25 protein-coding genes and 1 tRNA gene are annotated in these 24,720 nt (G+C 50.4%); 13 read left to right on the top strand and 13 right to left on the bottom strand.

Features of this window, described 5'->3' with window-relative positions:
* Positions 1 to 247 precede the first annotated feature (247 nt).
* The 4 genes from ACXJJX_RS00420 to ACXJJX_RS00405 form a co-directional block, all read right to left on the bottom strand.
* Complete coding sequence (locus tag ACXJJX_RS00420) at positions 248 to 3,391, bottom strand: PAS domain S-box protein (RefSeq protein ID WP_456430783.1); 3,144 nt, start codon at positions 3,389 to 3,391, stop codon at positions 248 to 250.
* A 172-nt stretch (positions 3,392 to 3,563) separates the two neighbouring features.
* Complete coding sequence (locus ACXJJX_RS00415) at positions 3,564 to 4,274, bottom strand: S8 family peptidase (RefSeq protein WP_456430781.1); 711 nt, start codon at positions 4,272 to 4,274, stop codon at positions 3,564 to 3,566.
* Positions 4,275 to 4,303: 29 nt separating this feature from the next.
* Positions 4,304 to 4,630 carry a hypothetical protein gene (locus ACXJJX_RS00410; protein WP_456430779.1) on the bottom strand — a complete coding sequence of 109 codons (327 nt, stop codon included), beginning with the start codon at positions 4,628 to 4,630 and terminating at the stop codon, positions 4,304 to 4,306.
* Between the two features lie 130 nt (positions 4,631 to 4,760).
* Positions 4,761 to 4,836, bottom strand: a tRNA-Ala gene (locus ACXJJX_RS00405).
* Between the two features lie 175 nt (positions 4,837 to 5,011).
* On the opposite strand from ACXJJX_RS00405, the gene ACXJJX_RS00400 reads away from it, so the two are divergent.
* Complete coding sequence (locus tag ACXJJX_RS00400) at positions 5,012 to 5,491, top strand: FKBP-type peptidyl-prolyl cis-trans isomerase (protein ID WP_456430777.1); 480 nt, start codon at positions 5,012 to 5,014, stop codon at positions 5,489 to 5,491.
* 45 nt (positions 5,492 to 5,536) lie between these two features.
* On the opposite strand, the gene ACXJJX_RS00395 is transcribed toward ACXJJX_RS00400, so the two are convergent.
* Together ACXJJX_RS00395 and ACXJJX_RS00390 are read right to left on the bottom strand one after the other, a co-directional pair.
* Positions 5,537 to 6,700 carry a SufB/SufD family protein gene (locus tag ACXJJX_RS00395; protein WP_456430775.1) on the bottom strand — a complete coding sequence of 388 codons (1,164 nt, stop codon included), beginning with the start codon at positions 6,698 to 6,700 and terminating at the stop codon, positions 5,537 to 5,539.
* Positions 6,682 to 7,410 (bottom strand): ABC transporter ATP-binding protein, encoded by a 729-nt coding sequence (locus tag ACXJJX_RS00390; protein WP_456430773.1) that lies wholly within the window; start codon positions 7,408 to 7,410, stop codon positions 6,682 to 6,684. The genes ACXJJX_RS00395 and ACXJJX_RS00390 overlap by 19 nt, the downstream gene beginning before the upstream one ends.
* 124 nt (positions 7,411 to 7,534) lie before the next feature.
* Between ACXJJX_RS00390 and alr the strand changes: the two genes are divergently transcribed.
* The 4 genes from alr to crcB are packed head-to-tail and all read left to right on the top strand — an operon-like array spanning position 7,535 to position 10,044.
* Entirely contained in the window at positions 7,535 to 8,635 is a 1,101-nt protein-coding gene (alr, locus tag ACXJJX_RS00385; RefSeq protein WP_456430795.1) for an alanine racemase, read from the top strand.
* A 3-nt stretch (positions 8,636 to 8,638) separates the two neighbouring features.
* Complete coding sequence (tatB, locus tag ACXJJX_RS00380; protein WP_456430771.1) at positions 8,639 to 8,938, top strand: Sec-independent protein translocase protein TatB; 300 nt, start codon at positions 8,639 to 8,641, stop codon at positions 8,936 to 8,938.
* Positions 8,939 to 8,941: 3 nt separating this feature from the next.
* Positions 8,942 to 9,679: a twin-arginine translocase subunit TatC gene (gene tatC, locus ACXJJX_RS00375; protein WP_456430770.1), complete on the top strand. Its 738-nt coding sequence runs from the start codon at positions 8,942 to 8,944 to the stop codon at positions 9,677 to 9,679.
* Positions 9,676 to 10,044: a fluoride efflux transporter CrcB gene (crcB, locus tag ACXJJX_RS00370; protein ID WP_456430769.1), complete on the top strand. Its 369-nt coding sequence runs from the start codon at positions 9,676 to 9,678 to the stop codon at positions 10,042 to 10,044. Before tatC ends, crcB begins: the two co-directional genes overlap by 4 nt.
* A 3-nt stretch (positions 10,045 to 10,047) precedes the next feature.
* Here crcB and ACXJJX_RS00365 read toward each other — a convergent pair whose 3' ends face one another.
* Positions 10,048 to 10,692 (bottom strand): anthranilate synthase component II, encoded by a 645-nt coding sequence (locus tag ACXJJX_RS00365; RefSeq protein ID WP_456430768.1) that lies wholly within the window; start codon positions 10,690 to 10,692, stop codon positions 10,048 to 10,050.
* Between the two features lie 87 nt (positions 10,693 to 10,779).
* On the opposite strand from ACXJJX_RS00365, the gene rpe reads away from it, so the two are divergent.
* From rpe to ACXJJX_RS00325, 8 genes are all read left to right on the top strand, one after another.
* The gene (gene rpe, locus ACXJJX_RS00360; protein WP_456430767.1) at positions 10,780 to 11,439 is read left to right on the top strand and encodes a ribulose-phosphate 3-epimerase; all 660 of its coding nucleotides are present in this window, start codon (positions 10,780 to 10,782) and stop codon (positions 11,437 to 11,439) included.
* Entirely contained in the window at positions 11,429 to 12,769 is a 1,341-nt protein-coding gene (gene radA / locus ACXJJX_RS00355; protein ID WP_456430766.1) for a DNA repair protein RadA, read from the top strand. The genes rpe and radA overlap by 11 nt, the downstream gene beginning before the upstream one ends.
* Positions 12,770 to 12,843: 74 nt before the next feature.
* Positions 12,844 to 13,173: a thioredoxin gene (trxA, locus tag ACXJJX_RS00350; RefSeq protein WP_456430765.1), complete on the top strand. Its 330-nt coding sequence runs from the start codon at positions 12,844 to 12,846 to the stop codon at positions 13,171 to 13,173.
* A 5-nt stretch (positions 13,174 to 13,178) separates the two neighbouring features.
* Positions 13,179 to 14,102 carry a thioredoxin-disulfide reductase gene (gene trxB, locus ACXJJX_RS00345; RefSeq protein WP_456430764.1) on the top strand — a complete coding sequence of 308 codons (924 nt, stop codon included), beginning with the start codon at positions 13,179 to 13,181 and terminating at the stop codon, positions 14,100 to 14,102.
* 2 nt (positions 14,103 to 14,104) lie between these two features.
* Positions 14,105 to 14,845, top strand: a complete 741-nt coding sequence (locus ACXJJX_RS00340) for an outer membrane protein assembly factor BamD (protein WP_456430763.1) — start codon at positions 14,105 to 14,107, stop codon at positions 14,843 to 14,845.
* Positions 14,846 to 14,858: 13 nt separating this feature from the next.
* On the top strand, positions 14,859 to 15,287 hold the full coding sequence (gene nikR, locus ACXJJX_RS00335) for a nickel-responsive transcriptional regulator NikR (RefSeq protein ID WP_456430762.1): 429 nt from the start codon (positions 14,859 to 14,861) through the stop codon (positions 15,285 to 15,287).
* A gap of 34 nt (positions 15,288 to 15,321) precedes the next feature.
* Positions 15,322 to 17,751 carry a DNA gyrase subunit A gene (gene gyrA, locus ACXJJX_RS00330; RefSeq protein ID WP_456430793.1) on the top strand — a complete coding sequence of 810 codons (2,430 nt, stop codon included), beginning with the start codon at positions 15,322 to 15,324 and terminating at the stop codon, positions 17,749 to 17,751.
* Positions 17,748 to 18,776 (top strand): NAD(P)H-dependent glycerol-3-phosphate dehydrogenase, encoded by a 1,029-nt coding sequence (locus ACXJJX_RS00325; protein ID WP_456430761.1) that lies wholly within the window; start codon positions 17,748 to 17,750, stop codon positions 18,774 to 18,776. The genes gyrA and ACXJJX_RS00325 overlap by 4 nt, the downstream gene beginning before the upstream one ends.
* On the opposite strand, the gene ACXJJX_RS00320 is transcribed toward ACXJJX_RS00325, so the two are convergent.
* The 6 genes from ACXJJX_RS00320 to pilM are packed head-to-tail and all read right to left on the bottom strand — an operon-like array spanning position 18,758 to position 24,616.
* Positions 18,758 to 20,533: a secretin GspD/PilQ domain-containing protein gene (locus ACXJJX_RS00320; RefSeq protein ID WP_456430760.1), complete on the bottom strand. Its 1,776-nt coding sequence runs from the start codon at positions 20,531 to 20,533 to the stop codon at positions 18,758 to 18,760. The two genes, ACXJJX_RS00325 and ACXJJX_RS00320, sit on opposite strands and share 19 nt — an antisense overlap.
* Positions 20,523 to 21,893, bottom strand: coding sequence for a tetratricopeptide repeat protein (locus ACXJJX_RS00315; protein ID WP_456430759.1), 1,371 nt, complete (start codon positions 21,891 to 21,893; stop codon positions 20,523 to 20,525). The genes ACXJJX_RS00320 and ACXJJX_RS00315 overlap by 11 nt, the downstream gene beginning before the upstream one ends.
* Positions 21,886 to 22,359 (bottom strand): pilus assembly protein PilP, encoded by a 474-nt coding sequence (locus ACXJJX_RS00310; RefSeq protein ID WP_456430758.1) that lies wholly within the window; start codon positions 22,357 to 22,359, stop codon positions 21,886 to 21,888. Before ACXJJX_RS00310 ends, ACXJJX_RS00315 begins: the two co-directional genes overlap by 8 nt.
* On the bottom strand, positions 22,343 to 23,005 hold the full coding sequence (locus ACXJJX_RS00305; protein ID WP_456430757.1) for a type IV pilus inner membrane component PilO: 663 nt from the start codon (positions 23,003 to 23,005) through the stop codon (positions 22,343 to 22,345). Before ACXJJX_RS00305 ends, ACXJJX_RS00310 begins: the two co-directional genes overlap by 17 nt.
* A complete protein-coding gene (locus ACXJJX_RS00300) occupies positions 22,977 to 23,546 on the bottom strand; it encodes a PilN domain-containing protein (RefSeq protein WP_456430756.1) in 570 nt (189 codons plus the stop codon). The genes ACXJJX_RS00305 and ACXJJX_RS00300 overlap by 29 nt, the downstream gene beginning before the upstream one ends.
* Entirely contained in the window at positions 23,543 to 24,616 is a 1,074-nt protein-coding gene (gene pilM / locus ACXJJX_RS00295; RefSeq protein ID WP_456430755.1) for a type IV pilus assembly protein PilM, read from the bottom strand. Before pilM ends, ACXJJX_RS00300 begins: the two co-directional genes overlap by 4 nt.
* Positions 24,617 to 24,720: the final 104 nt, after the last annotated feature.

Here is a 24,720-nt window from a genome sequence, read left to right as displayed (position 1 = left end):
AAAAATTAGAGAGGAAAATGTAGGTTTTTACCGACAAAATTTCAAAAAAATATCCGAGAAAAATTGTGTATTTTTAGGAACTTGGAAAATTTTTTCTTCTTATTGGCAAAAATTTTTCCATATATAGATTAATTTTCTAAAAAAAGAAAAAATCTTTCCGAAGATAAAAGGGGGCTCTAATGAAAGTTCTTGAGGACTCTTTGGGGAAGACTCTAAGAGGAAGAAAAAAGCAGAACCAAGCCAAATCTTAACGAGGAGAGCTTATTCTTCTTAAGACCTCGATGAGATCCTTCATCCGATAGGGCTTAGCTACTACATCTAAAAAACCGAATTCCCGAAAATTAGCCATTACCGGATCATCCGAGTAACCACTGGAGACCACGGCTTTTACCTCAGGGTCGATCTTGAGCAACGCCTTTAGGGCCTCCTTGCCCCCCATCCCTCCTCGGACCGTAAGGTCCATAATCACCAAATCAAAGGCCGTACCTCCCTTAAGGGCGGCCTCATACATCTCTACAGCCTCTTGGCCGTCTTTAGCAAAAGCAACCTCGTAGCCCAGGGTCTTAAGCATCGTCCCTAAGGTCTTACGGACGATCTCTTCATCGTCCATAACCAAAACCCTTCCCTCCCCTCGAAAAACTGGGCCTTCTCCCTCGGCCCTGTGTCTTATTCTCTCCTCCAGGGCCGGCAGATAGACGACAAAGGTACTCCCCTGGCCGAGGCTTGAGACAACGTCAATCCAGCCACCGTGTTTAGAAACGATAGAATGGACAATGGCCAGTCCCAGCCCACTTCCTTCTTGTTTGGTGGTGAAGTAGGGATCAAAGATCTTATCCAGAAGCCCCTCTGGTATCCCGACCCCCTGATCTCGAATGCTTAAACGTACATAAGGCCCTGGGGGAAGGGGGAGATCATCCCGTGAGGTAATCCTTATATTCCGGGCCTCAATCTCGATAATCCCCCCTTCGGGCATGGCCTGTTTGGCATTGACCACCAGATTCTGAATCACTTGGCTTATCTGGGCCTGATCCACCTCGGCCACCCAAAGATCTGGAGCCAGATCATAGTGGGCCTTGACGTTAGAGCCACTTAAAGAAAATTCCACAGTCTCCACCAAAAGCCGACCGATATCTTCTTTTCTCTTTACTGGAATACTGCCCTTGGCAAAGGTCAAAAGCTGTTGGGTAAGGTTGCGGGCCTGGAGAGAGGCCTTCTCTAACTGGTCTAGAATCTGGGCCACTCTTCCTTCTTTGTCCAGAAGTTTGGCCAAGGAGACATTGCCCAGGATGGCCGTAAGAATGTTATTAAAATCATGGGCAATACCACCAGCCAGAAGCTCAAGTGATTTAAGCTTTTCCATCTTAAGGAGCTCTTGCTCAACCCTTTCCCGAAAAAGGGCCGCCCCAATGATATCGGCCGCGGCCTTAAGGGCCTCGGTCTCGGCCTGAGACCAGTCTCTGGATTCCTTAAAGCCCAAAAGCATTACCCCCCAAGGCCTCTTGCCGGCAAAAACAGGCACAAATATCAAGGAATCAAGTCCCATCTCCCTGAAGACCAACTGTTCCTGAGAAGGAAGTTCCTCCACCCTTTTCCCCCGAGGGGCTTCCCCAGGAACCTGAAGCAACCCCTGGGCCGATTTAGCCAAGGGAAGAGGTCCGGTCAGGACCCCCGAGCGATCCTCAAGACCTTCTTTAAGCCAATAACAACAAGGTTTAAAGAAAGGGAGATCGGAAGGGAGAAACTCAAGTAGAATAACCATATCGGCCGAGGTCGCCTCCCCCAGACGGGAGAGAACGTCGGTCATGGCCTCTTTGTTGAGAGAGGCCCGGAGGAAACGTTCTGCTGCCAGGCTTATGGCTTCAAGGATGTCTCCGCGGCGTCTAATTGTCTCTTCAGCCTTCTTGCGCTGGCTAATATCTCGAATAATGCCCAGGAAGACCGGCTCTTCCTGGTATCGCAGGAGAGATAGGGAAACCTCAATGGGAAATTCGGTACCGTCTTTCCTCACCGCCGTAAACTCAAGGGTTCGACCGGAAAGAAGGCTCTTGCCAGTTCTTTTAAAACGCCCGAAGGCCCTGAGATAGGACTCGTGATACTTCTCAGGGGCCAAAAAGAGATGGAGCTCCTGGCCCAAGGCCTCTGAGGCAGAGTAACCAAAGATGCGACTGGCAGCCTCGTTCCAATAGATGATTCGCCCCTCTTTGTCCATGAGGACAATGGCGTCAGGGGCCATCTGGCTGATGGCCCGGAAACGGGCCTCACTCTCTTTAAGGGCTAATTCTGCCTCTTTGATCGAAGTAATATCCTCAATGGCCCCTCGGAGAAAGATCCTGCCGGCCTCCTCTACCAGCCGGGCAGAAATCCGCACCCAGACTTTCTGGCCAAGATAAGTATAGAGCTGGGTCTCGAAGTTACTCACCCAGCCCTGGGCCTTGAGAATCTTGAGAAGATGGGCCCTGTCTGGCTGATTTACGTAAAGATCGTTGGCATTGGCTTTAAGGAAGCTCTTCCTGTCCGGATACCTTAAAATATCAACCAAGGCTTGGTTAGCCTCAATAATCTCTCCATCTATAGAAGACCAATAGAGCCCTACCGGAACATCCTCGACGAGGGTTCGGTACTTGATCTCACTTCTAAGAAGTGAGTCCTCAAGCTCTTTGCGCCTGGTGATATCCAGAAGAAGGATCATTACCGAAGAAGAACCATCGGCGTGGCTTATAGGGGTACTGATGATATAATACCAGCGTCTATCAAGAGGATTCTGGATCTCCCAACGAACAGTCTCCCCTTTTAGGACCCTAGGGTTGGGACACCAAGAGCAGACCTCCTTCTGACCAAAGATGACCTCGTAGCATCGACGACCAATGGCCGAAGGCCCCATGCAGGCCCTCATAGCCTGATTCATAAATTCTATCCGGTAATCGGCAGAACAGATGTAAATAAAGCCCTCAAAGCCCTCGATCATGGCCCGATAACGGGCCTGAATCTTGAGAAGATCTTCTGGACTCTGGCCCAGACTGGCGGCATCGTTTATGACGTGGAAGACGGCCAAGGTGCGACCGGATTGATCCTTTAAAGGAGAAACCGAAACCCTGACATAGCCCAGAGGGGCCTCATAGAATTCGGCCTTGTGGGGAGATCCTTCCTCCAGGGTGAGTACGTGGGGGCAGAAGGGAGGAGGTTGTTCGGCCTTGTGGAGAAGCCGGTAACAGAACTGCCCCCTTAATTCCTCGGGCCTCTTTTTTAAGAGTTGGGCCTGGGCCTCGTTAGCCAATAGTATGCGGAAATTTGGATCGATGATCATCGCCGGCTCAGACAGGCCCTCCAGGAGGATCTTCCAGGCAGAGAGATAGACCTCGGGAGATTCTCTTTCTTGCCCTGGGCTCTTCATGCCGGCTCCGTTTAAGAATTAATTATCGAAAAGGCCCCAAAGATCTTTAATATCGACCACAAATTGCCGTCTTTGGCAAATATTACTTAGGTGATTTAGCGAAGATATTTTTTCGTTTGGGGAGAGCATCTTGAAGAGTATCTTCAATTGTAGGGAAAAATGATAAAAAGATTTATTCTACCGGAGCAAAGAAATATCTACCAACTGGAGCAGAGATATTCCCCTTCCCTGAGTAAGGAAGTATAATATTTCTTTCAAAAGAAAAGGCCGCCACTGAAATTACTCCACTTCTTTCTCTCACCAAACCCACCTTTGCCGGACAATATGTCTTGCCAGCCTCGTTACCCGCTGCTGCCACTACTATTGTCCCGGCTCGAGCGGCTTCTTCGGCAGCCTGACAGAGATCACAACCACCGTTACATTCCCAAAGCCCCCATTTTGGATGATAAACCCCCAGACTGATATTAATTGTTTGGATCCTTCTATTTACCGCCCACCTAATTCCTTTTATCAAATTCTCTTCCTTTCCACGCCCTGTGGCCCTTACTACCTTAACGTTAAAAAGACGGCTTCTTGGAGCTACAGCCAGAAGAAGTAAGGCCACTATAGTGCCATGGCCGTTCAGATCATCAATGCCCTCTCCGGTAAAATCTACCGAATCCTCCAAAGTGGCCCGGATCCAGGGATGATCTATCAAAAGACCAGTATCAAGCACCGCCACTTTAATCCCTGCCCCTACGTATCCCTGTCCATGAGTCTTTTTAAGACTCTGGAAAAAGGGATGATCTGGGAGTAGGGGAGCTAGATACCTCTTAGACTGAGGATCATAGACCTTGGATAGAAGAGCCCCTTTTTCTCCGGGACTCCCCCCCCAGAATCTCAACTCTTTCGTCTTCTATCATAGCTAGATGCCTAAAAGAAAAGGAAAAGCAAAGCCAACAAGACAACGCCAAGGGCTAAAAGAGGGAGTTTCCTGGCCAGTTTCTCTGCTAGGCTATATCCTTGATCTTCAGAAAGTACAGTCACATCCTTAGGAAGTTTGATGGCTACACCACCGGCCAAAAAAGCACCGCTAATCATGATTAGCGGTCCTATCTGGTTAGTTTTAAGGATAAAATCTTTCAATTTGAATTCAAAAAGGATCTCTTTACCTGGAAAAGAGAGGCTAACTCCTAGACCAATAATCATGAAAATGATTCCCACCCAGATCAGGACCGTATAGGTAATGGAAACCCTCACCCCAGCCCCCCGAAATCTAAAATTAGAACCATTTTGTCCGATTATAAAATTGAAAAAACAGAAAATACCAGAGAAATCTTTGACAACAGCCCCTAAGATGAGTGGTTAAGCTGGAGATAGCTAGAGGGGTTGGTGGAGATGGAGGGATTCGAACCCTCGACCTCCACGTTGCGAACGTGGCGCTCTCCCAACTGAGCTACATCCCCACCCAGGATTTTTAAGCTACCTAGAGCAAAGAACCCTGTCAAGAAGGCTCGGGATATAGGGCTAACTCTTTTTTTCTCGCAAATTCTCCCTCAATCATCTTAACCTTTCGGTTGACAAGCCCCTAAGGGGTGTTAGCCTTTAGAATCATTTAATTTTTCACAAAAGGAGGAAGAGGTGAAAGTTGCCCCTGACACGGTAGTTACCCTCACCTATCGCTTGGAGATAGAAGGAGGGCAGGCCCCGGATTGGTTTACCAGGCCCATGAAGGCCCGCTTTATCTATGGTCGCGAAAGGATCATCCCCGCAGTAGAGAAGGCCATAGCCGGCCGACAAGAAAGTGAGACCCTTACAGTTACCATCCCTCCGGAACAGGCTTATGGCCCCTATGATGAATCCCTGATCAATGAAGTGCCTTTGGCCAAACTTAAGTATCCTGAGAAGCTTAAAGTCGGTGAATTCTATGAAGAAGAGGTCACTCCTGGCCGGAAGATGTTTTTCTTGGTCAAGGAAATAAAAGAAGACCGGGTGGTAGCTGATTTCAATCACCCGGCTGCTGGCAAAAACGTTCAGATCATTGTCACCATTGACGAAGTCCGGCCGGCTACGGGGATGGATCTAATGGCCCTTCAGTTCAGCCAGGCCGGCTCTGGATGAGCCTGTTAAATTATTGGGGGGCGGCGCCCCCCGTTTTATCGATGGTTACATCCCCTCCTTCTGGCACTCCTCAATGGCTCGATCGATTTCGGCCTGAAGATCCATAGGAAGCCCATCAATCTTTACGTTGAGGAAGCCTCTAACGATGGTGGCCGTAGCCTCGTCTTCATCAAGGCCCCGGGCCATGAGATATTCGATTTCTTCCTGGGCGATTTTGCCCACAGCGGCTTCATGAGACATGTCTACATTTTGGAGGTGGGCCTCAAGCTCTGGGATGGCCCGAATAATACCCTTGTCTGCTAAGATAAGCCCCTGGCATTCTAGATGGGCCTTAATATCAGGAGCCTCACCAACAAGATGCCCCCGGGCGATAATCGTCCCCCCATAAGAAATAGTCCGGGAGACAATCTCTGCCCGACTGCCTTCAGCAGACAGATAGACCCGCGAGCCAACATCATGATGGGAGCCAGCAGGAGAGACGATCACAGAGTTGAATCTTGCCAGCGCCCCCCGACCGGTGAGACGGGCCGTCGGATAGGTTTGGATAGATTTCACCGGCCTAAGGGAAACATAATTTGAGAGAAAGGTCCCCCCTTCTTCAATAAATATCCCAGTTCGAGGGCGGACATGGATGTTCTCACTCCAGTTGTGGATCATGGTAAAGACCAGCTTGGCTCCAGGTTTGACATAGAATTCGGAAATTCCGATATGAAGGCCAGAAATAAGGTGAGGAGCCGTAGTGCAGCCGGTAATCACATGGAGTTCGGAGCCTTCTTCGGCAATAATAATGTTGTGGACCTTCTGGGCAATATTTTCTTCCCGAATATAAAGACAGGTCTGGACAGGATAAACGATCTTTTCTCCGGGGAGGGCCCTGATAAAATAGCCGTTGTCAAGGTCTACTTCAGTGGCCTTGACAAACTCATCAGCCTCAGGGGAGACGGCTTTCCACCAGTATTCTTCCAGCCAGCTATAACGCTTTAGGGCCTCAGTTATCGGAAGAAGCTCAAGGCCCTTCGGTTTGGCCTCACAGTGGATCACATTACAGTTGCTCTGGACAAAGGTCCCTGAACGGCCCTTTTCCGAAAGATCTATCCCGGTCTCTCGGAGCCTCTCTATCTCCTCTGGGGAAAGTTCCCCCAGATCATGAGGAGCTGGAGCCTCTTTGGCCGAACGAAATAGGCTGAGATCTATATCCTTTTGAGACATCGGAGACACTCCTCGTAGCCGTGTTTTTGAATTCCCTCAAAGATCTCCAAAGGATTACCGTGACAGTATATCTGCCCGTCGAGCATGACGTAGCCCCGATCGGCAGTAACATAGTTAAGGATAAAGCCGGTGTGGGTAATGATTAGGCCGGATTTGGTCCGTCGGCGGTGGACGTCTTTTTCCAATAAGCGGCGGATCATCTGCCCGATGACCTGAAGATTTTCCATATCTACTCCGGACTCTGGCTCATCCAAAAGGACCAAGTCCGGATTTTGGGCCAGGAGTTGGAGAAGTTCACTTTTTTTGATTTCCCCCCCTGAGAATCCCAGGTTGACGTCCCGGTCCAAAAAATCTTCAAAACCATAGGTTAAGGCCAATTCCTGGGGGTTAACCTTTCCTTGGCTACAAATAGTCAACATATCTCTAAGCCTTACTCCTCTAAGGGTGGGCGGCCTTTGAAAGAGGATTCCAATCCCTCTCTGGGCCCGCTCGTAGGGAGGCATATCGGTAATATCTTCTCCTTTGAAGAAAATTCGGCCGTGTTTGACCTTGTATCCGGCAAAGCCCATGATCGTCATAAGGAGGGTTGTCTTACCGGAACCATTACGCCCAAAAAGAGCATGGGTCTCGCCGGAGGGGATCTCCAGGTTAATCCCTTTAAGGACCTCCCGACCGGCGACTTCCACCCAGAGATCTTCTATCCTGAGCATGGAATTCTCCTACTGAGGTTTAAATTTCTTCAGGCAGCAGTAGTATAATGGCCGCGGCCGCTTTGCCAAGTAGAAAAAAATAACAACTACAACTGTTTGAGTATCCCTAAAATTTAAGGAGAGCATCCTGAGAAGGCCGGCCTTTGTAGAGATAAATCTGGGAGCCATCAGGGCCAATTATCGGGGCCTCAAAAGACTCGTCGCCCCGGCCCAGCTGATCCCCATAGTCAAATCAGATGCTTACGGCCACGGGCTGATCCCCGTCTCCCGGGTTCTGGCTGAAGAGGGAGCCCTGTTTCTGGGGGTCTCAGAACTAGAAGAGGCCCTGGCCCTGAGGCAGGCGGGCATAAGAAGCCCAATCCTTCTCATCTCCGGCTTTGAGAAAGACTGGTTAAAGGAGATTATCCATCATGGCCTCACCCCCACGGTAAGCAATCTGGAGGAGCTCAAGGCCTTGGCCAAGGAAAAAAATCCCCCAGCCTTTCACCTAAAGATAGACACTGGCATGGGTCGGCTGGGCCTCAAGGGCCAAGGGCTAACTTTCGCCCTAGAGATGATCAAAGCCCAGAGGCTTCCCATTCAAGGGCTTATGTCCCATCTGGCCATGAGTTCTCCGGACGATCCTTACACCCTGGACCAGATCCGCCAATTCAAAGATATCCTTGAGGAACTCCACTCTCTTGGTCTGCCCTCTCCCTTGGCCCACTTGGCAAACTCAGCCGGGGCCATTCTTTATCCCGAGGCCCGTTTTGGAGCTGTAAGACCGGGGCTGGCTATCTATGGAGCCTATCCCCACGAGAGCTGCCGACCGGCTATCTCTCTCAGGCCGGCGATGAGATTCATCAGTCGAATTATAGAAATAAAAAAACTTCGTCCCGGAGAGGCAGTGGGCTATGGGCTTCTCTTCCGAGCCTCAAGGCCTTCTAAAATAGCTGTGGTTCCGGTAGGCTACGATAATGGTTACCTTAGATCCTTATCAGGCCGGGGAAAAGCGATTGTCCGAGGCCAGGTGGTCTCTGTAGTTGGATCGGTATGCATGAAAGCCCTTTTTCTTGATGTTAGTCACCTGAAGGAAGTAGATATTGGAGATGAGGTCCTTCTGCTGGGAGAGAGTAAAAAGAGATCCATCCGGGCCGAAGAGCTGGCTCAAGCCGCAGGCACCATTGCCTATGAACTCTTTTGTCTCTTGGGCAGGCTCAATCAAAAGGTCTTTATTGAGGGCTGAAAGATGTTTGGCATCGGGGTCCCAGAGTTAATAGTCATCTTTGTTGTGGCTTTAATTGTTCTCGGACCAGAAAGGCTCCCTGAACTTGCCCGAACTATTGCCAAAGGTATTGCTGAATTCAGACGTACAGCCAACGATGTCAAAAGGGAGCTGGAAATCGACGAACTGGCTCCCCCTCGCTGGGAGGAACTAACAGAATCGGCCCGTAAAACCTCAACCAAAGATCAAGAAGAAAGCTCCGCCACTCAATCACCTAAGGGAGAGGAAGGATCTAAACCCGAGGCTCCAGACGGCCCCAAATAAGCGATGGACATACTCCGTCTTCCCATATCCGCCCATCTGGCAGAACTCAGAAAGCGAATCTTAGTGGCTGTGGTTGCCGTCCTTATAGCCTGGGGGGTGGCTTATATCTTCTCCAGGCAGATCTTTGCCATCCTGGCCCGACCCCTTTCTCATTTTTTCCCCGGGGGAGATCCATTTCTGGTCTTTACCGCCCTGCCAGAAGCCTTCTTTGCCTATCTTAAGGTCTCTTTTTGGGTAGGCCTGATCCTGGCCTGTCCAGTAATACTTTTTGAGCTATGGCGCTTCGTCTCCCCAGGGCTTTACAGCCACGAACGCCGCCTCGCCCGGCGCTTCCTCCTGGGGGCCCTAGGCCTTTTTGCCGCTGGTGGCCTCTTTGCTTTCTTCGGAGTTCTTCCGGTGGTCTTGGGCTTTTTTCTCAGCTTTGCCAGTGAAGACCTAGTCGCTCTCCCCCGGATAGAAAGCTATCTTACCTTTTGTGCCAAACTTATCCTTACCTTCGGTCTTATCTTTGAGATCCCCTTTCTTATGTATGCTGCCGGGCGTCTAGGCCTCGTCTCTCGGAACTACTTCATCAGGCAACGTAAGATGGCTTGGCTGGCCCTTTATCTTCTAGCTGCTGTCCTGGTTCCCACAGATATTTTTACCCAGCTCCTCCTTGCCATCCCCATGATTATCCTCTATGAGTTGGGGACGTTGGTTGTACCCAAGGAAAAGAAGGAACCAGCAGAATCAGAGCAATGAAGCTTCTTCTTATCGGATTCGGCGGCTTTATAGGGGCCTTGCTCCGCTACTGGGTATCGGGACTCATCGTCCGAATATCTCCTCTTTTTCCCTGGGGTACCTTTGTGGTCAACGTCTCTGGAAGCTTTGCCCTAGGCTTTGGAGCTACCTTCATGGCCGAACGGCTCTTGGTTTCACCAGAGATCAGGCTCTTTGTAACTATTGGCCTACTAGGAGCCTACACAACCTTTTCCACCTTTGAATACGAAACTCTTATGCTCCTAGAGAAAGGAGCCACCTGGGGAGCCCTGGGAAATCTCTTTGGAAGCTTAGCGGCCGGCCTAGTGGCCGTAAAACTTGGACGAATTCTGGCCCAGATCCTCTAACTATTAACTATAAAAACGAAGAAAGTTTCGCAGAAGCCTTACCCCTTCGGGGATGTCTTCGGAGTCAAAGTCCCACTGTCGGGGTGGAGTATTTAGCCTCTGCCAGGCGGTAAGAGAGGTGCCAATAGATTCTGGATGAAACTGGACTCCTTCAACTGGAAGGCTTCGGTGACGGATGCCCATAATCTCGCCGGTTTCTGATCGAGCAGTAACTATCAGTTCTTCGGGCAGACTCTCCTCATCTATGAGAAGAGAGTGATAACGCATGGCCTCAAATGGATTAGGAAGTCCGGCATAGATGGTCTGCGAATCATGGTGAATAAGGGAAGTTTTACCATGCATAAGCCGTTCGGCCCGGACGACTCTCCCCCCAAAGGCCACCCCAATGCTCTGGTGCCCCAGACAGACCCCAAGGATGGGCAGACGGCCGGCAAAGTGGGCGATAGCAGCCACAGAGATTCCAGCCTCTGCCGGAGTACAGGGACCAGGACTGATAATTAGATGGGTTGGATCAAGGCCTTCAATCGTCGAAAGTTCTACCTGATCATTGCGAAAGACATGAAGTTCACAGCCCATAGCCCCCAAAAGTTGGACTAGATTGTAGGTAAAGGAATCATAGTTATCGATCATGACCACTCGGGCACCCATAAAAAAGCCTCCCTCTCATGGCAAGCTGTGGTTAACATGTTACATAAAACTTACTCCTTGACTAGCATCTCGAAAACAGGAGGTCTCATGGTCAAAATAGCCCCTTCAATTCTCTCAGCAGACTTTGGCCGCCTGGCTGAAGAGGTAAAAGCCGTGGTCGAGGCCGGAGCTGACGTCATCCATATTGATGTTATGGATGGCCACTTTGTACCCAACCTGACCATCGGTCCTTTGGTAGTTGAGGCCATCAGAAAGGTGACCGAACTCCCTTTTGACGTCCACCTAATGATAGAGGCCCCCGAGAGATATCTGGCAGATTTTGCCAGGGCCGGGGCCGACTGGATATCTGTCCACGTGGAGACCTGCCCCCATCTCCACCGAACCATCCAGCAGATAAAAGCCCTAGGGAAAAAGGCCGGGGTGGCCATCAATCCTGCTACCCCTTTGGAAACCTTAGAATATATTCTTGAGGAGCTCGACTATGTCCTCATCATGAGTGTTAACCCTGGTTTTGGAGGTCAGAGTTTTATCACTTCCTCCCTCCGAAAGATTGCCCGGTTAAAGGAACTCATCGACCAGCAGGGGCTCAAGGTCGCCATTGAAGTCGATGGAGGGATAAATTCTTCCACCATCGCTGCCGTGACCAAGGCCGGAGCCGAAATTCTGGTAGCCGGATCGGCCATCTACGGCACCGAAGATTACCGGCAGACAATATCTCAGATGAAAACACTGGCCTATGGCCACTAAAAGAGGAACTCTTTTTAGATGCCAAGAATGTGGTTACCAAAGCCCCAAATGGTTCGGCCGCTGCCCGGCCTGCTACCAATGGGGGACCTTGGTAGAAGAAACCTTGTCCCCCCCTTCCCTTACCCCCCGGAAAAAAACCGACATTAAACCCATCACCACTGTCAAACCTGGCCAGGCCAAGCGCATAGAGACCGGGCTGAGTGAGCTTGACCGGGTCCTCGGCGGGGGCTTGGTGCCTTCAAGCCTGGTCCTTATCGGAGGAGATCCAGGAATCGGCAAATCCACTCTTGTCCTTCAAACAGCTGCCTCTCTGGCCCAGAAGGGCATGAGAATCCTTTACGCCTCGGCAGAGGAATCTGAAGAACAGATCCGTCTGAGGGCAGAACGCATAGGAGCCTTAAGGCAAAGGATCTTCATTCTCGCCGAGACTGATCTTCAAAGTATCATGGCTGCCTGTGAAGAGCTTTCTCCCGGACTTTTGGTTATTGACTCTATCCAGACCATCCGGACCGAAGAGATTTCTTCGGCCCCTGGAAGTGTAGCCCAAGTAAGAGAATGTACCGCCCGGATCCTCGAATTTATAAAATCCCGCCAGACGGCCCTTTTTATCATCGGCCACGTCACCAAAGAAGGAGCTATTGCGGGCCCTAGAGTCCTAGAACATCTGGTAGACACTGTCCTTTACTTCGAAGGACAGGGGCGCAATCCCTATCGAATCTTAAGGGCCGTTAAGAATCGTTTTGGCTCCACCCAAGAGATCGGAGTCTTTGAGATGAGAGACCAAGGCTTGATACCCGTGGCTAACCCCTCCTGGATCTTTGTGGCCGAGAGACCAGAGGGGATCTCTGGATCTGTAGTGACAGTAAGCCTTGAGGGCACTCGCCCTTTTCTCATAGAAATCCAGGCCTTAGTCGGCCTAAGCCCCTTGGCGACCCCCCGCAGGACAGCCATTGGTCTTGACCCTTACCGGATCTCCCTCCTGGTAGCCATTCTGGAACGCCGAGCTGGACTCAAACTCTATGACCGGGATATCTTTGTCAATGTGGTTGGAGGGCTGAAGCTCAATGAGCCAGCAGTGGATCTGGCTGCCGCTCTGGCCATGGCCTCTAGCCTTTTTGATCGTCCCTTGCCCCCAGATCTCATCACTTTTGGAGAGATCGGCCTTGCCGGAGAGATAAGAAGGGTGGACAGGGTTAAAGAGAGGCTTCGAGAGGCCCGAGGCCTCGGTTTCCAGAAGGCCCTAATCCCCAGAGGAACAGGAGAAAAAATCCCCGAGATGGAAATCATCGAGGTCTCCTCCCTTAAAGAGGCTCTTGACCTCTTCTTTTAGGCGAGATTGACCTTGTCAAGTCACAGCAGGGCCTTGTATTATGGCAAACCAAAATTCCATCTGGAGGAGAAACCATGGGGGATAAAGTAATCCAGGTAACTGATGCCACCTTTGAGCAGGAAGTAATTAACTCCAACACTCCTGTCCTGGTAGACTTCTGGGCGGCTTGGTGTGGACCTTGTCGGGCTATTGCTCCTATCATTGATGAGCTGGCTGAAGAGTATGCCGGTCGACTCAAGGTAGCCAAACTCAACGTGGACGAGAGCCCCATTACCCCGGGTAAATTTGGCATTAGAGCTATCCCTACTCTTATTCTCTTCAAGGATGGGCAAGTAGCTCAACAGATCACCGGCGCTGTAGCCAAAGCCACCATTGAAGCGGCCATAAAAAAGGTGCTTGACTAGATCCTATGGAGACTCAACTGACCATCATCGGTGGGGGCCCGGCAGGCCTTACAGCCTATATTTATGCTGCCCGGGCCCGACTGAAGACCATCCTTATAGACAAGTTGGGCACCGGGGGGCAGGTCCTGACCACCGACTGGGTAGAAAACTACCCTGGATTCTCCGAAGGCCTTAGTGGCTACGATCTCTCGCAACGCTTCTTTGAACACGCCAAAAAGTTCGGTCTGGAGCCCCTTGTAGGGGAAGTCAACCGAGTCAGCCGCCAAGGATCAACCTTTCACCTGGAGACTACCCTGGGTCCTATTGAGGCCCAGGCGGTAATTGTGGCCACCGGGGCCCGCCCCAATCGATTAGGAATCCCTGGAGAGGAGGAATTGACAGGCAAGGGCGTCTCCTATTGTGCCACCTGTGATGGCCCCTTCTTTCTGGATCAAGAGATTGCTGTGGTTGGAGGCGGAAATACCGCCGTTCAGGAGGCCCTTTACCTAACCAGATTTGCCAAAAAGATCTATATTATCCACCGCCGTGATCGCCTACGGGCGGCCAAGATCCTCCAGGAAAGGGCTCTTGCCCACAGGAAGATCGAAATCATCTGGGATACTGTAGTAGAGAAGATCGAAGGAGACGACGAGGTCAAAGCTGTTTCTCTTTATAACCGTCGCACAGGTCAAAGAAGCCGGCTACCAGTAGGGGGAGTTTTTATCTTTATCGGTATCGTCCCTCAGGCCGAATTCGTGGGCCCGGATCTGGTGGACAAAGACGACCGAGGTTTTATTATTACTGACTCCGAGATGACTACCAAGACCAAGGGACTCTTTGCCGCCGGAGACGTGAGGGCCAAATCCTGCCGCCAGATTGTCACCGCCTGCGGGGACGGGGCCACAGCTGCCTATCAGGCAGAGCAATATCTGGACTCCCTAGAATCATGAGGTTGAGGGGCTCGGGTGTCAGGACTATTGGGGCTGTTCTCCTAGGTTTGGTTCTAATGACCAGCTGTTTCCATCGGCTTGGCCCTGAGGCCGGCGGAGATAGAAGCCTCTGGTCTTGGCTCAAAAGGACGGCGGCCCCCAGGCAGAAGAGTCTCCAGGAAGAGGTCAGAGAAGCCATGAAGGATTTTGAGCGGGGCCGATACGTGGTCGCCTTTGAAAAGTTTCAGACCATCAGAGATCGGTATCCAACCACCCCTTACGCCCTGCTTGCCGAGCTGAAAATGGCTGACTGCAAGTTCTACTCTGGCTCTTACGAAGAAGCCATCGTCCTTTATGAGCAGTTCGAAAAGCTCCACCCCACCAATGAAGCCATTCCCTACGTCATCTTCCAGATCGGCTCCGCCTACTACCGGATGATGCTCTCCCCAGACCGAGATCAGACCAATACCCGCAAGGCCATCGAGGCCTATGAACGACTCCTTCGCGATTACCCTGATAGCCCTTATACCTTTGAGGCCAGACGCCGAATTGGACGCTGTCGTGACAATTTAGCCGCTCATGAGTATTATGTAGCCCACTACTACTTTCGGGTGAAAAAGTACCGGGCGGCCTATGCCCGTCTGGAATATCTTTTGAAGATTTATCCGGACACCCGCTCGGCCCCAAAGGCCCAGAGACTTCTTCGGAAAACGGTCCAGAAACTAGGGCCGGAGTTTAAGCCAGCAGAGAGTCCGATTCCTTAAGGAGTAGACAACAATGGGAAAGGTGGGCGAAATTTACCGCTTTGGGGTCTCTATCCCCTCGGAACTCATCGAGGCCTTTGATCGTTACATTGCTGAAAGGCATTATACCAATCGCTCCGAGGCCATAAGAGACCTTATCCGAGAAAAGCTTGTCGAAAGGGAGTGGGAGACCAGTGGCCGGGAGGTGGTGGGAACGATTACCTATGTCTATGACCATCATCAACGGGAACTGGTCGATCGCCTGATAGATCTTCAACACGGCTACCATGAAAATATCCTTGCGGCTCAACATATCCATCTGGATCATGACAATTGCCTAGAGGTTATCATCGTCAAGGGGCACCCAAGGGTCATCCGGGAGTTAGCTGATCGAATTCACTCCACCAGGGGGATTAAACACTGCCAGCTAACTATGACCACAACCGGTAAAAATCTAGTCTAAATTTCCCAAAAATCTCCATAGACGAAGGAAAATGATGATTTCTGAGATCAAACCGGTAAGTATCGAGGAAGAATTAAAAAAATCATATCTTGACTACGCCATGAGCGTTATCATCGGACGGGCCCTGCCCGATGTCCGCGACGGGCTCAAACCTGTCCAGCGGCGGATTCTCTACGCCATGTACGAGCTCAAAAACGACTGGAACAAGCCTTATAAGAAGAGTGCTCGTATTGTTGGAGATGTAATCGGTAAGTACCACCCCCACGGAGACGCCGCCGTCTACGATACCTTGGTCAGAATGGCCCAGGACTTTACGATGCGCTATCCCTTGGTGGATGGTCAGGGAAACTTTGGCTCCATAGACGGAGACGCCCCGGCGGCCATGAGATACACCGAGGTCCGGCTGGCCAAGATGGCCCATGAACTCATGGCCGACCTGGAAAAGGACACTGTTGACTTTGTTCCTAACTACGACAACACCCTCAAAGAGCCCAGTGTCTTGCCCACCAAGATCCCCAATCTTTTGGTAAATGGTTCTTCCGGAATCGCTGTAGGTATGGCCACCAACATCCCTCCCCACAACTTGGCAGAGGTCATCGACGCTCTGGTGGCCATGATTCGTAATCCAGAGATCACCATCGATGAAATCCTGGAACTTCTACCTGGCCCTGATTTTCCCACAGCCGGATTTATTTGCGGCCGAAGTGGGATTAAAGAGGCCTATTTCAGTGGCAAGGGAATTATCAAGCTGCGGGCCCGGGCCCTTATTGAACGAGATAAAAATAAGACCTCAATCGTTATCACCGAGCTTCCCTATCAAGTCAACAAGGCCCGGCTGGTTGAAAGGATCGCCGAGCTAGCCGCTAGTAAGAAAATCGAAGGCATTGCGGATGTCCGCGACGAAAGCGACCGTGAGGGTCTTAGGGTGGTTGTTGAACTCAAGAAAGAAAAAGCTGATTTGGCCCCAGTAGTCCTCAACCAGCTCTATAAGCATACCCCTCTTGAGACGAGCTACGGAATAATCTTCCTGGCCCTGGTAAACAACCGGCCCGAGCTACTCAATATTCGAGAGCTCCTGGGGCTGTTTCTCGAACATCGCAAGGCGGTGGTCATCCGCCGGACCCGTTATGACCTGAAAAAGGCCGAAGAACGGGCCCACATCCTTGAAGGGCTGAAGGTCGCCTTGGCCAATCTCGATGAAATTATTGCCCTTATTCGGGCCGCCCGTTCTCCCAAAGAGGCCAAGGAAGGTCTTATGAAGCGTTTCAAACTCACGGAAATCCAGGCCCAGGCCATACTGGATATGAGACTTCAGCGCCTCACCGGGCTTGAACGCGACAAGATCTTAGCCGAATACGAGGAAGTCCTCAGGAATATCGCCTGGTATCGCCAGATACTTTCAGACGAATCGGTCTTAATGAAGATCATCGAGGAAGAACTTCTTTCTGTCCGCAAAGAATATGGCGATACCCGCCGCACGGAAATCATCAGCGATCCGGGAGAAATCAAAGTCGAGGATCTTATTGCCGAGGAAGACATGGTGGTTACCATTAGCCACCTGGGCTACATCAAGCGTAATCCGGTCTCCCTCTATCGGAGCCAACGCCGCGGTGGCCGGGGTGTTACAGGTATGGAGACTAAGGAGGAGGACTTCGTCGAACACCTCTATATTGCCTCCACCCATGACTATATCCTTTTCTTCAGTAATATCGGTCGGGTATACTGGCTGAAGGTCCACGAGATCCCTCAGGCCGGACGTACTGCTCGAGGCAAGGCAATTGTCAATCTACTTCCCCTTCAGCAGGGAGAAAGGATTACCGCCGCCATCAAGGTTCGTTCTTTTGAAGAAAACTCCTACGTGGTCATGACTACCAGAGCCGGAATTATCAAGAAAACAGCCCTACAGGCCTTCTCCAATCCTCGGACAGGAGGGATCATTGCTGCTAAAATCCACTCCGGCGACGAACTGATTGCCGCTGCGTTGACCACCGGTGAAAAACACATCTTCTTGGGCACTCGTTATGGGCAGGCCATCCGTTTCCATGAGGCCGATGTCCGACCCATGGGCCGGCAGGCGACCGGAGTCAAAGGGATCGAGCTGGCCAAAGGTGATTATCTGGTAGCCATGGAGATCCTGGAGCCCGAAGAGACGGCCACTATTCTCACCGTAACCGAAAATGGCTTTGGTAAACGGACACCGGCCGAAGAATACCGGGTCCAATCTCGGGCCGGAAAGGGCATCCTCACCATACGAATAACCTCAAAGAATGGACCAGTGGCCGGCATACTCAAGGCCACCGAAGAAGACGAAGTTATGCTCCTTTCTCAGACAGGCAAGATTATCCGTATCAAGGCCAGCGATATCCCCATACATGGCCGAACGGCCCAGGGGGTAAGGTTAATCTTCCTACAGCCAGGAGAGAAACTTGTTGGCGTGGCCCGAGTGGCAGAGAGGGAAGAATGAAGGTTTGTGTGCTTGGAGCCGGAAGCTGGGGAACGGCTCTGGCTAAATTATTGGCCGAAAAAGGAATCCAGACCAGTCTCTGGGCCAGACGGAAGGACTTAGCCCAAGAGATAAGGATTCGCCGGGAAAACATCTCCTACCTACCTGGTATCAAACTCCCCGAAGGCCTTGAGGTAAGCCATCTTCTTGAAGAGATCCTGGTAGGAGCCGAAGTTTTGGTCATTGTCGTCCCTTCCCATGGTTTTCGGCAAACACTAAGGGCTGCCCGGGCTTTTATCCCCTCAGGGCTCAAAGCCATTGTTTCGGCCACCAAGGGCATCGAGACCGAAAGCCTCAAGAGGATGAGCCAACTCATTGAAGAAGAACTGCCCCAAATGGCGGCCCGGGTGGGAATCCTTTCGGGGCCAAGTTTTGCCCAGGAGGTAGCCAGGGAGGTTCCCACAGCAATAACCATCGCTGCCCATCTGCCAGATGTGGCCGAGATGCTCCAGAGACTCTTTCACACCTCATTTTTTCGGGTCTATACTACCAACGATGTCATCGGAGTTGAGCTTGCTGGGGCCCTTAAGAACGTCATTGCTATTGCTGCTGGGATGGCCGAGGGGCTAGGGTTTGGAACCAACACCCGAGCAGCCCTGATCACCAGGGGGCTGGCTGAGATCAGCCGATTGGGCCTGAGACTTGGAGCCAACCCCTTAACCTTTGCCGGATTAGCTGGGTTAGGAGATCTGGTTCTGACCTGTACAGGTCCCCTTTCTCGAAACCGCCAAGTGGGCCTGCGCTTGGGCCGAGGAGAAAGCCTCCAGACAATCCTTGAGAGCATGCAGATGATCGCTGAGGGAATCAAAACGACCAAGGCCGCCTATCGTTTGGCCAAAGAGATCGAGGTGGAACTCCCTATCACTGAAAAGGTCTATGAGATTCTCTATGAGGGAAAATCTCCGGCCCAGGCCGTCCGAGAGCTCTTGTCCCGCGAACCCAAGCCGGAGATGCCTAGTTACCCTAGTTACATGGAGATTATGTGAGGCTGGAGGACGATTACTAGCTCCCGACTCTGAACAACCTGAGACTTATGGCGGAACATTCCCCCCACAACCGGAGCATCACCTAGGCCAGGAACCTTGGAGGCTTGGTTCTGCTCCTCTCGAGTAATAAGCCCTCCCAGGACCAGAAGCTCTCCATCTTTAACCCGAGCAAAGGTTGCCAGATTACGCAGCTGGACAATAGGTAATTGTACATACTGATTCTGACTTATTTCTACCAGCTGAATATCCTCAACCACCGAGGTCACCGGAATAATGTAAAGGATGACCTCGTCATCGCTGACAATATTGGCCACCACCGACATCCCCACCCCAGAGAAGACGGTGTCAGTCTCCGAACTATAGCTTACCGAACCAGTGTCCGCCTGTGTGGTGGAGGAGACAGACTTGAGATAGGCAATATTGGTCCCTACTGTAAGGGTGGCCCCATGACCGTTGAGAAGGGAGATTTTAGGATTGGCCAAGACCTTGACGTTTCCATAACTCCTGAGGGCATCAAGGATTACGGAAAAGGTCTGAGGTTGGAGACTGATCTCCCGGATAAACTTGACTCCTTTGAAGGGATAAATATGGGAACGATATTCCTGGGAAGTCTCAATGGTCTCACTGGCATTGCTTCCTGTAACCTTGGTATAGGCGGCGATCCCCCCTTCGATGGCCTTAAGGGCTGGTTCACTACCAAAATAGATAGCAGCCTCCAGAACCCGATGAAGGACATCGTCCCAGTTGATTCCGGTCGCCGTGGCCTGAGTGAGTTCGACCTCAATGATTTTGGCCTCTACTACCACCTGACGATAGAGCTCTTTCCTTAAGTCTTCAAGATATCGTTCGACCTCTTCCAAGACCCGAGGGGGAGCCGTCACCCGAATCAGACCTACCGGACGATCCACAGTAAAATAGCCAAATTTACCGTAGATAGTTCTGGAGCCAGCGGCCTCCTCAGAAGGTTCGTTTCCTCCGGACCCAGGGGTAGGAGGGCTCTGGGTCAGCCCAGGAGGGATATGCGGCTCCGAAGGAATTTCTCCTGCAGTTTCCTCAATGGGTTTCTCACCCCCATTGAGAATGACCAAAAGATTGTTTTCTAGATCGCTCCAAAAGTCGATTATGTCTCGGGAATCAACATCAAGCCTTAGTTGCGAAGACATTTTATCCTTGGCAGACTCTCCGCCTGCCCCAAGCAGATCTCCACCGATAGAGGAGCTAAAGCTTTCCTTAAGAAAGGGCATGGCCAGATAATAGGAACGGGTATCCTTGTATTTGATTATCAGGGTATTGCCCTTGAGTTCGTAAAAATAGTCATGCTGGCGAAGAACGTTGGCGATGGCCTCATAGAGATCATCCTCAGGACGGATATGGACATCTACCAGGGCATTAGGATCAACATCACTGGCCCAGCTCACGCTGATATCTTTGAGTTCGGCCAGTTTTTTAATGACTTCCCTTAAGCGAACCCGACCATCTTTGGAGACGATCTCCGCTCCCACTGGGGTATAGGGACGGCCAGTCTTAAGCTCAGAGACCACAGGCTTGACGATAAATCGTGGCTCCTCAAAAAGACGGGGCGAGATCTCAGGTTGTTTTTCCGGAGCCTGAACCTTTTTCTCCTCTTTCTTTTTGGGTTTGACCTCAGGGATACTGATCTGACTGGTTTGCTCCTCTATGGGAGGGACTGTCCCCGCGCAGCCCCAGAGGAAAAAAAGGCCGATAATAATGGCTATCCAGGACACCCTACGGTGCATCTTGACCCCCTCCTTGACAGACTTTATCCCTTCTTTCTTTAAGAATCTTCCGGACGACCTCAGGCAGATTAAAACCGCCCCGAATAAGTTGTTCATAGTTCTGGCAGGCCCGATCAGGATCCAGCTTCTCCAAGACCCTGGCCTTGGCCACTGCCACCTGGAGGCTAGGACCAGCAAGCTCTTCGTAGCGTTCATAAAATCTCAAAGCCTCAGGAAGCCGTCCCTGCCTTTCCAGAAAGGCAGCATAGTTGTAATAGGCCTCAGGGATATGGGGGCGCCCAGTAAGGGCCTTCTTGAAGAGGACTTCGGCCTTGTCTTGATTTCCCAGGGAGGCTTCCGCCAAGGCCCCATAGAGGGCAGCCTCGGCATCAAGAGGGGTCTTTTTGAGGACAGCCTGGCTATAAAAGGCAGCCTTAAAATAATTGCCCGCCTGATAATGCAAATAGGCCAGCTTTTTAGCGACATCAAGGCTTTCCGAGTTAAGTTCATAGGCCCGCTCATAAAGGACTATAGCCTGAAGCCTTTGGCCTTTTTTCTCCAGCTGCCAAGCCCTCTCTACCAGTTCTCTGGCCTCATGTTGGGCCTTTTTTTCAGTCCGGATAAGGCGGGCCATCTGGATGACCTCTGGGCTGACGATCTTGGTCTTAAGTTCTCCAATAGCCTCTCCTTGTTGGGTCTCAGCTTCTTTTTTGCCCGAGTGAGGTCGGATAAGGATGGTATTGAGACGTTCTTCCTTCTCCAAGTTCTTAAGATCCAGGATCAGCTCCAGAGCCAAATCCCAGGGGACATCTCGCAGGGAGAGTGTGATCGTGCCCTCAACCCCTTCGTCCACGATGAAGTTGCGGCCACTTATGTCCCCAAGAAGTCTAAAGACGTTGTGGATATCGGCCTTGTAAAAATCTACCGTGATCTTCTGGCCACTATAGGTGGAGATCTTCCGGCTAGGCGATGGGGAATCTGTAGGAGAAGCAAGGACACCTTCTTTCCAGACAACAACCCGGACCTCCCCCGGATCTTTGACCACTTTGTAAGCTATCTGCTGGTCTTCAAGGAGATAGAGTCGAATAAGAAGGTCCTTGCCCCGGGGGGTAATGAGGACCTTGCTGATCAGGCTGCTGTCTCCAGAAAGAAGAGGAGGAAGGCCTTGGGCCTCAGCAGCTAAGCCCCGCAGACGAACCTCAATCCTGGCCGGGGCCTTTTTAAGCTCGCTCCCGATGGAACCTATCTTCCCCCGGATAATCAAGGCCACCTGGCCTTGATCCTCGGCTTGAAGCCCTATTTCAGATACATAATCCCCCCATGCAAGAGATGGACCGAGGAGAGTAAAGACAAAGATGCCCAGAATAAAGAGTCTAGCCATTACTATCCTCTCCTCCTATCTTGAGCCGAAGCTCAATTTTTTTAACGATCTCCCTCCCCCAGGCCTTGGTCTTTATCTCCATGATGAGGCTGTTGGGAGTTACTTCACTAACCCTAGCCCTCTCAATACCCACAACAGTTCCCTTGCGGACCACATAACCCCTCCCCGTAGGGTCCTCGATCATCCCCAAGGCCTCACCTTGGGAAAAGACGATGGCCGTCAGACGGAACTGGCTTACTGGAAAGCCCTCTAGGGGACTTTGGACCCCTCGGGACTGCTTGGGCTGGGATTCCGGAAGATAAAAGGGGACAAAGGGATCTGGTTTCCCTGCTGGATTGTAATGAAAGTTAGAGGTGATCCCCAAGAGAAAGAGGATTTCTTCATCAATGGCCCAGACCTTGGGGGATATTGTGATCAAAAAGGCAATTAACAGTATACGGATCACCAGCTTATTTTTTGGAGGCATTTTTGCCACCCTTCTTATTTTTCTGGTCTTTGGTCTCAGTAAGCTTTTTCATCTCTGACTCATCCACGAAACGAAAGGTCATCAATTCACAGTCTGTGGTCAGTGTGAGTTCAGGACTGTCCTCTTTGGGACCAATCATTTTGAAGGATCTAACCAAGACCAGACGATCAAGATCTTTTATCTCATCAAAGAATATGCCAAAAGAATGGTAGGTACCTCTTACTGAAACCTTGACAGGAATCACTGCATAGCCGTCTTTAATTTCTTCTTCTTGGGGCTCAAAGCGAATGAAATCCAAACCAGACATTTTCCCAGCTTTAGCTACTAATTCAAGCAAAGAAGAAATTTCCTTTTTATCAGGAAGAATAACACTCACTTTCTCAAAAACTCTCTCTTCATCTCTCATTTCTTTAGCCAATCTATTAATACTTGCCGATTTAATCTTAAGAATTTCTATCTGCCTTTTCAGAGAAATACACTGATTATCAACTTTCCTTAAGGCATCAAGAGTGGGCATAAGTAAAAAATTAACAAAAAGTGCAGGAATGAGAACAAAAATCAGTATAGCTAGAAGGATCTTTGTCCTTTTTTCTTGGGCCTCTATACTAGAGATAAGTTTATTTAGATACTGATTTAGCCTGCTCATAATCAACCACTTTTACACGAAATTTAAAACTAGTTACACTTTTAGAGCCAACCTTTTTCTCTTCAGAAACAACACGTATTGCATCCCTAAAAAAGGGAGAAGATTCAATCTGCCTCATATATAAAGCTAAAGTAAGGTTATCAAGAGAAACACCCTCCAATAGGAGCTCTTCATTATCTAAGGTAATAGAAGTGAGATACAAACGACCCTCGGGCAACTTACTAGCCACAACATCTAAAACTCTTACCGGGATTTCTCTTCGACCAGCAAGCTCCTTAATAAGATTTATCTTTTTGGTAATAATCTTCTTCTTTTTCTCTATTTCGATAACCTTAGCATAAATCTTCTTATATTTATCATAGTCTGCCTGGATCTTTTGTAGATCTTTCTCGCGCTGCATTTTATTAAGGGCAATTATTCCCCAGAAAGCAAAAAGAAGTAAATATAGACAAACTGCTCCTACCATAGAATAGACTACAACATCTCGACGCCGTTGTCTTACAGAAACAGTCTTTTGAGGTAAAAGATTTATCTTTATCATGACTCATCTACAAGGTCCGTCAGACAAGAACCAAAACAGATAGCCATCTGAACAGAGGCCCGACGGACGTAATCTTGATCTATCTTTTGAGGATCAGTCTCCAGGCGAGAGAGGGGATCGAGGGAATAGACTTCAAAATCAAGGTCCTGTTGGAAGGACTGAAGAAGCCCTTTTATCCTGGTTGATCCCCCCACCAGGTAGACTCCGGAGACGTTTAGATCCCCGAAACTGACTTTGGCAAATTCCAGGGCCTTTTTGACCTCCTTGATCCAGCGCCTTCGAGCCTCCTCCATGGCCTCCTTTACCTTAGGGAAGCGTTCATCGTTAGGAGAGATAGTTACTTTAAGTTTTTCGGCCTCTTCAAAGGGAATATCCAGGGCCTTAGCAATATCGCTGGTGAGTTGATTACCCCCCTGAGCCACGTCTCGAACAAAAATCGGCCCCCCTTTAGACCAGAGGGAAACGGTCATCTTGCTGGCCCCTATGTCAACCAGAGCTGCCCCTTTATCCCCCACACAATACTCATAGGTATTAGAAAGGGAGAGAACGTCTACTCCGATGACTATGGGCACAAGACCTGCCTCCATGGCCAAAGAAGAATACTCATCCACGATATCTCTTCGAGCCGCCACCAGAAGGATATCGAGATTTCCAGACTCTTTGGGGTTAAAAACGTGATAGTCTAGATAGACCTCAGAGAGGTCAAAAGGGATGTAAGCCTCGGCCTCTTCTTCAAGGGTGTCTGCAAGGTCCTCTTCCCTTTCCCGCGGAAGGCCTATCCTCTTGATAATTACCGAATAGCCAGAAATGGCCATAACCACTTGTTTTGAGGCCACCTTGAGATTATTAATAAGGGCCTCCAGACGTTCCTTGATTACCGCCCGCTGTTTGGGGACCCCATCAACAATGGCCCCAAGCGGCAGGGTGGCCATACCCATGGAACGGAGACGGGGAGCCTCTGGGGAGCCTTCAATTTCTAGGAGCTTTATCTGTCGGGACCCCACATCAATGCTGACTATGGAACGACGTCTTTTGAGAAATCGTAAGATGTTTGGGAACCTGGAAAACATGGGTTCAACTGATCCCTTTTGAGATTAACTTTGACAAAGCGACCTTAACACTCATTTAGTGTCCCATGTCAACATCTATTTTGGTAGCTAACCTAATACATCGA

The organism is Thermosulfuriphilus sp. (genome assembly GCF_054026695.1).
This window is presented reverse-complemented; position numbering and strand designations above follow the sequence as displayed.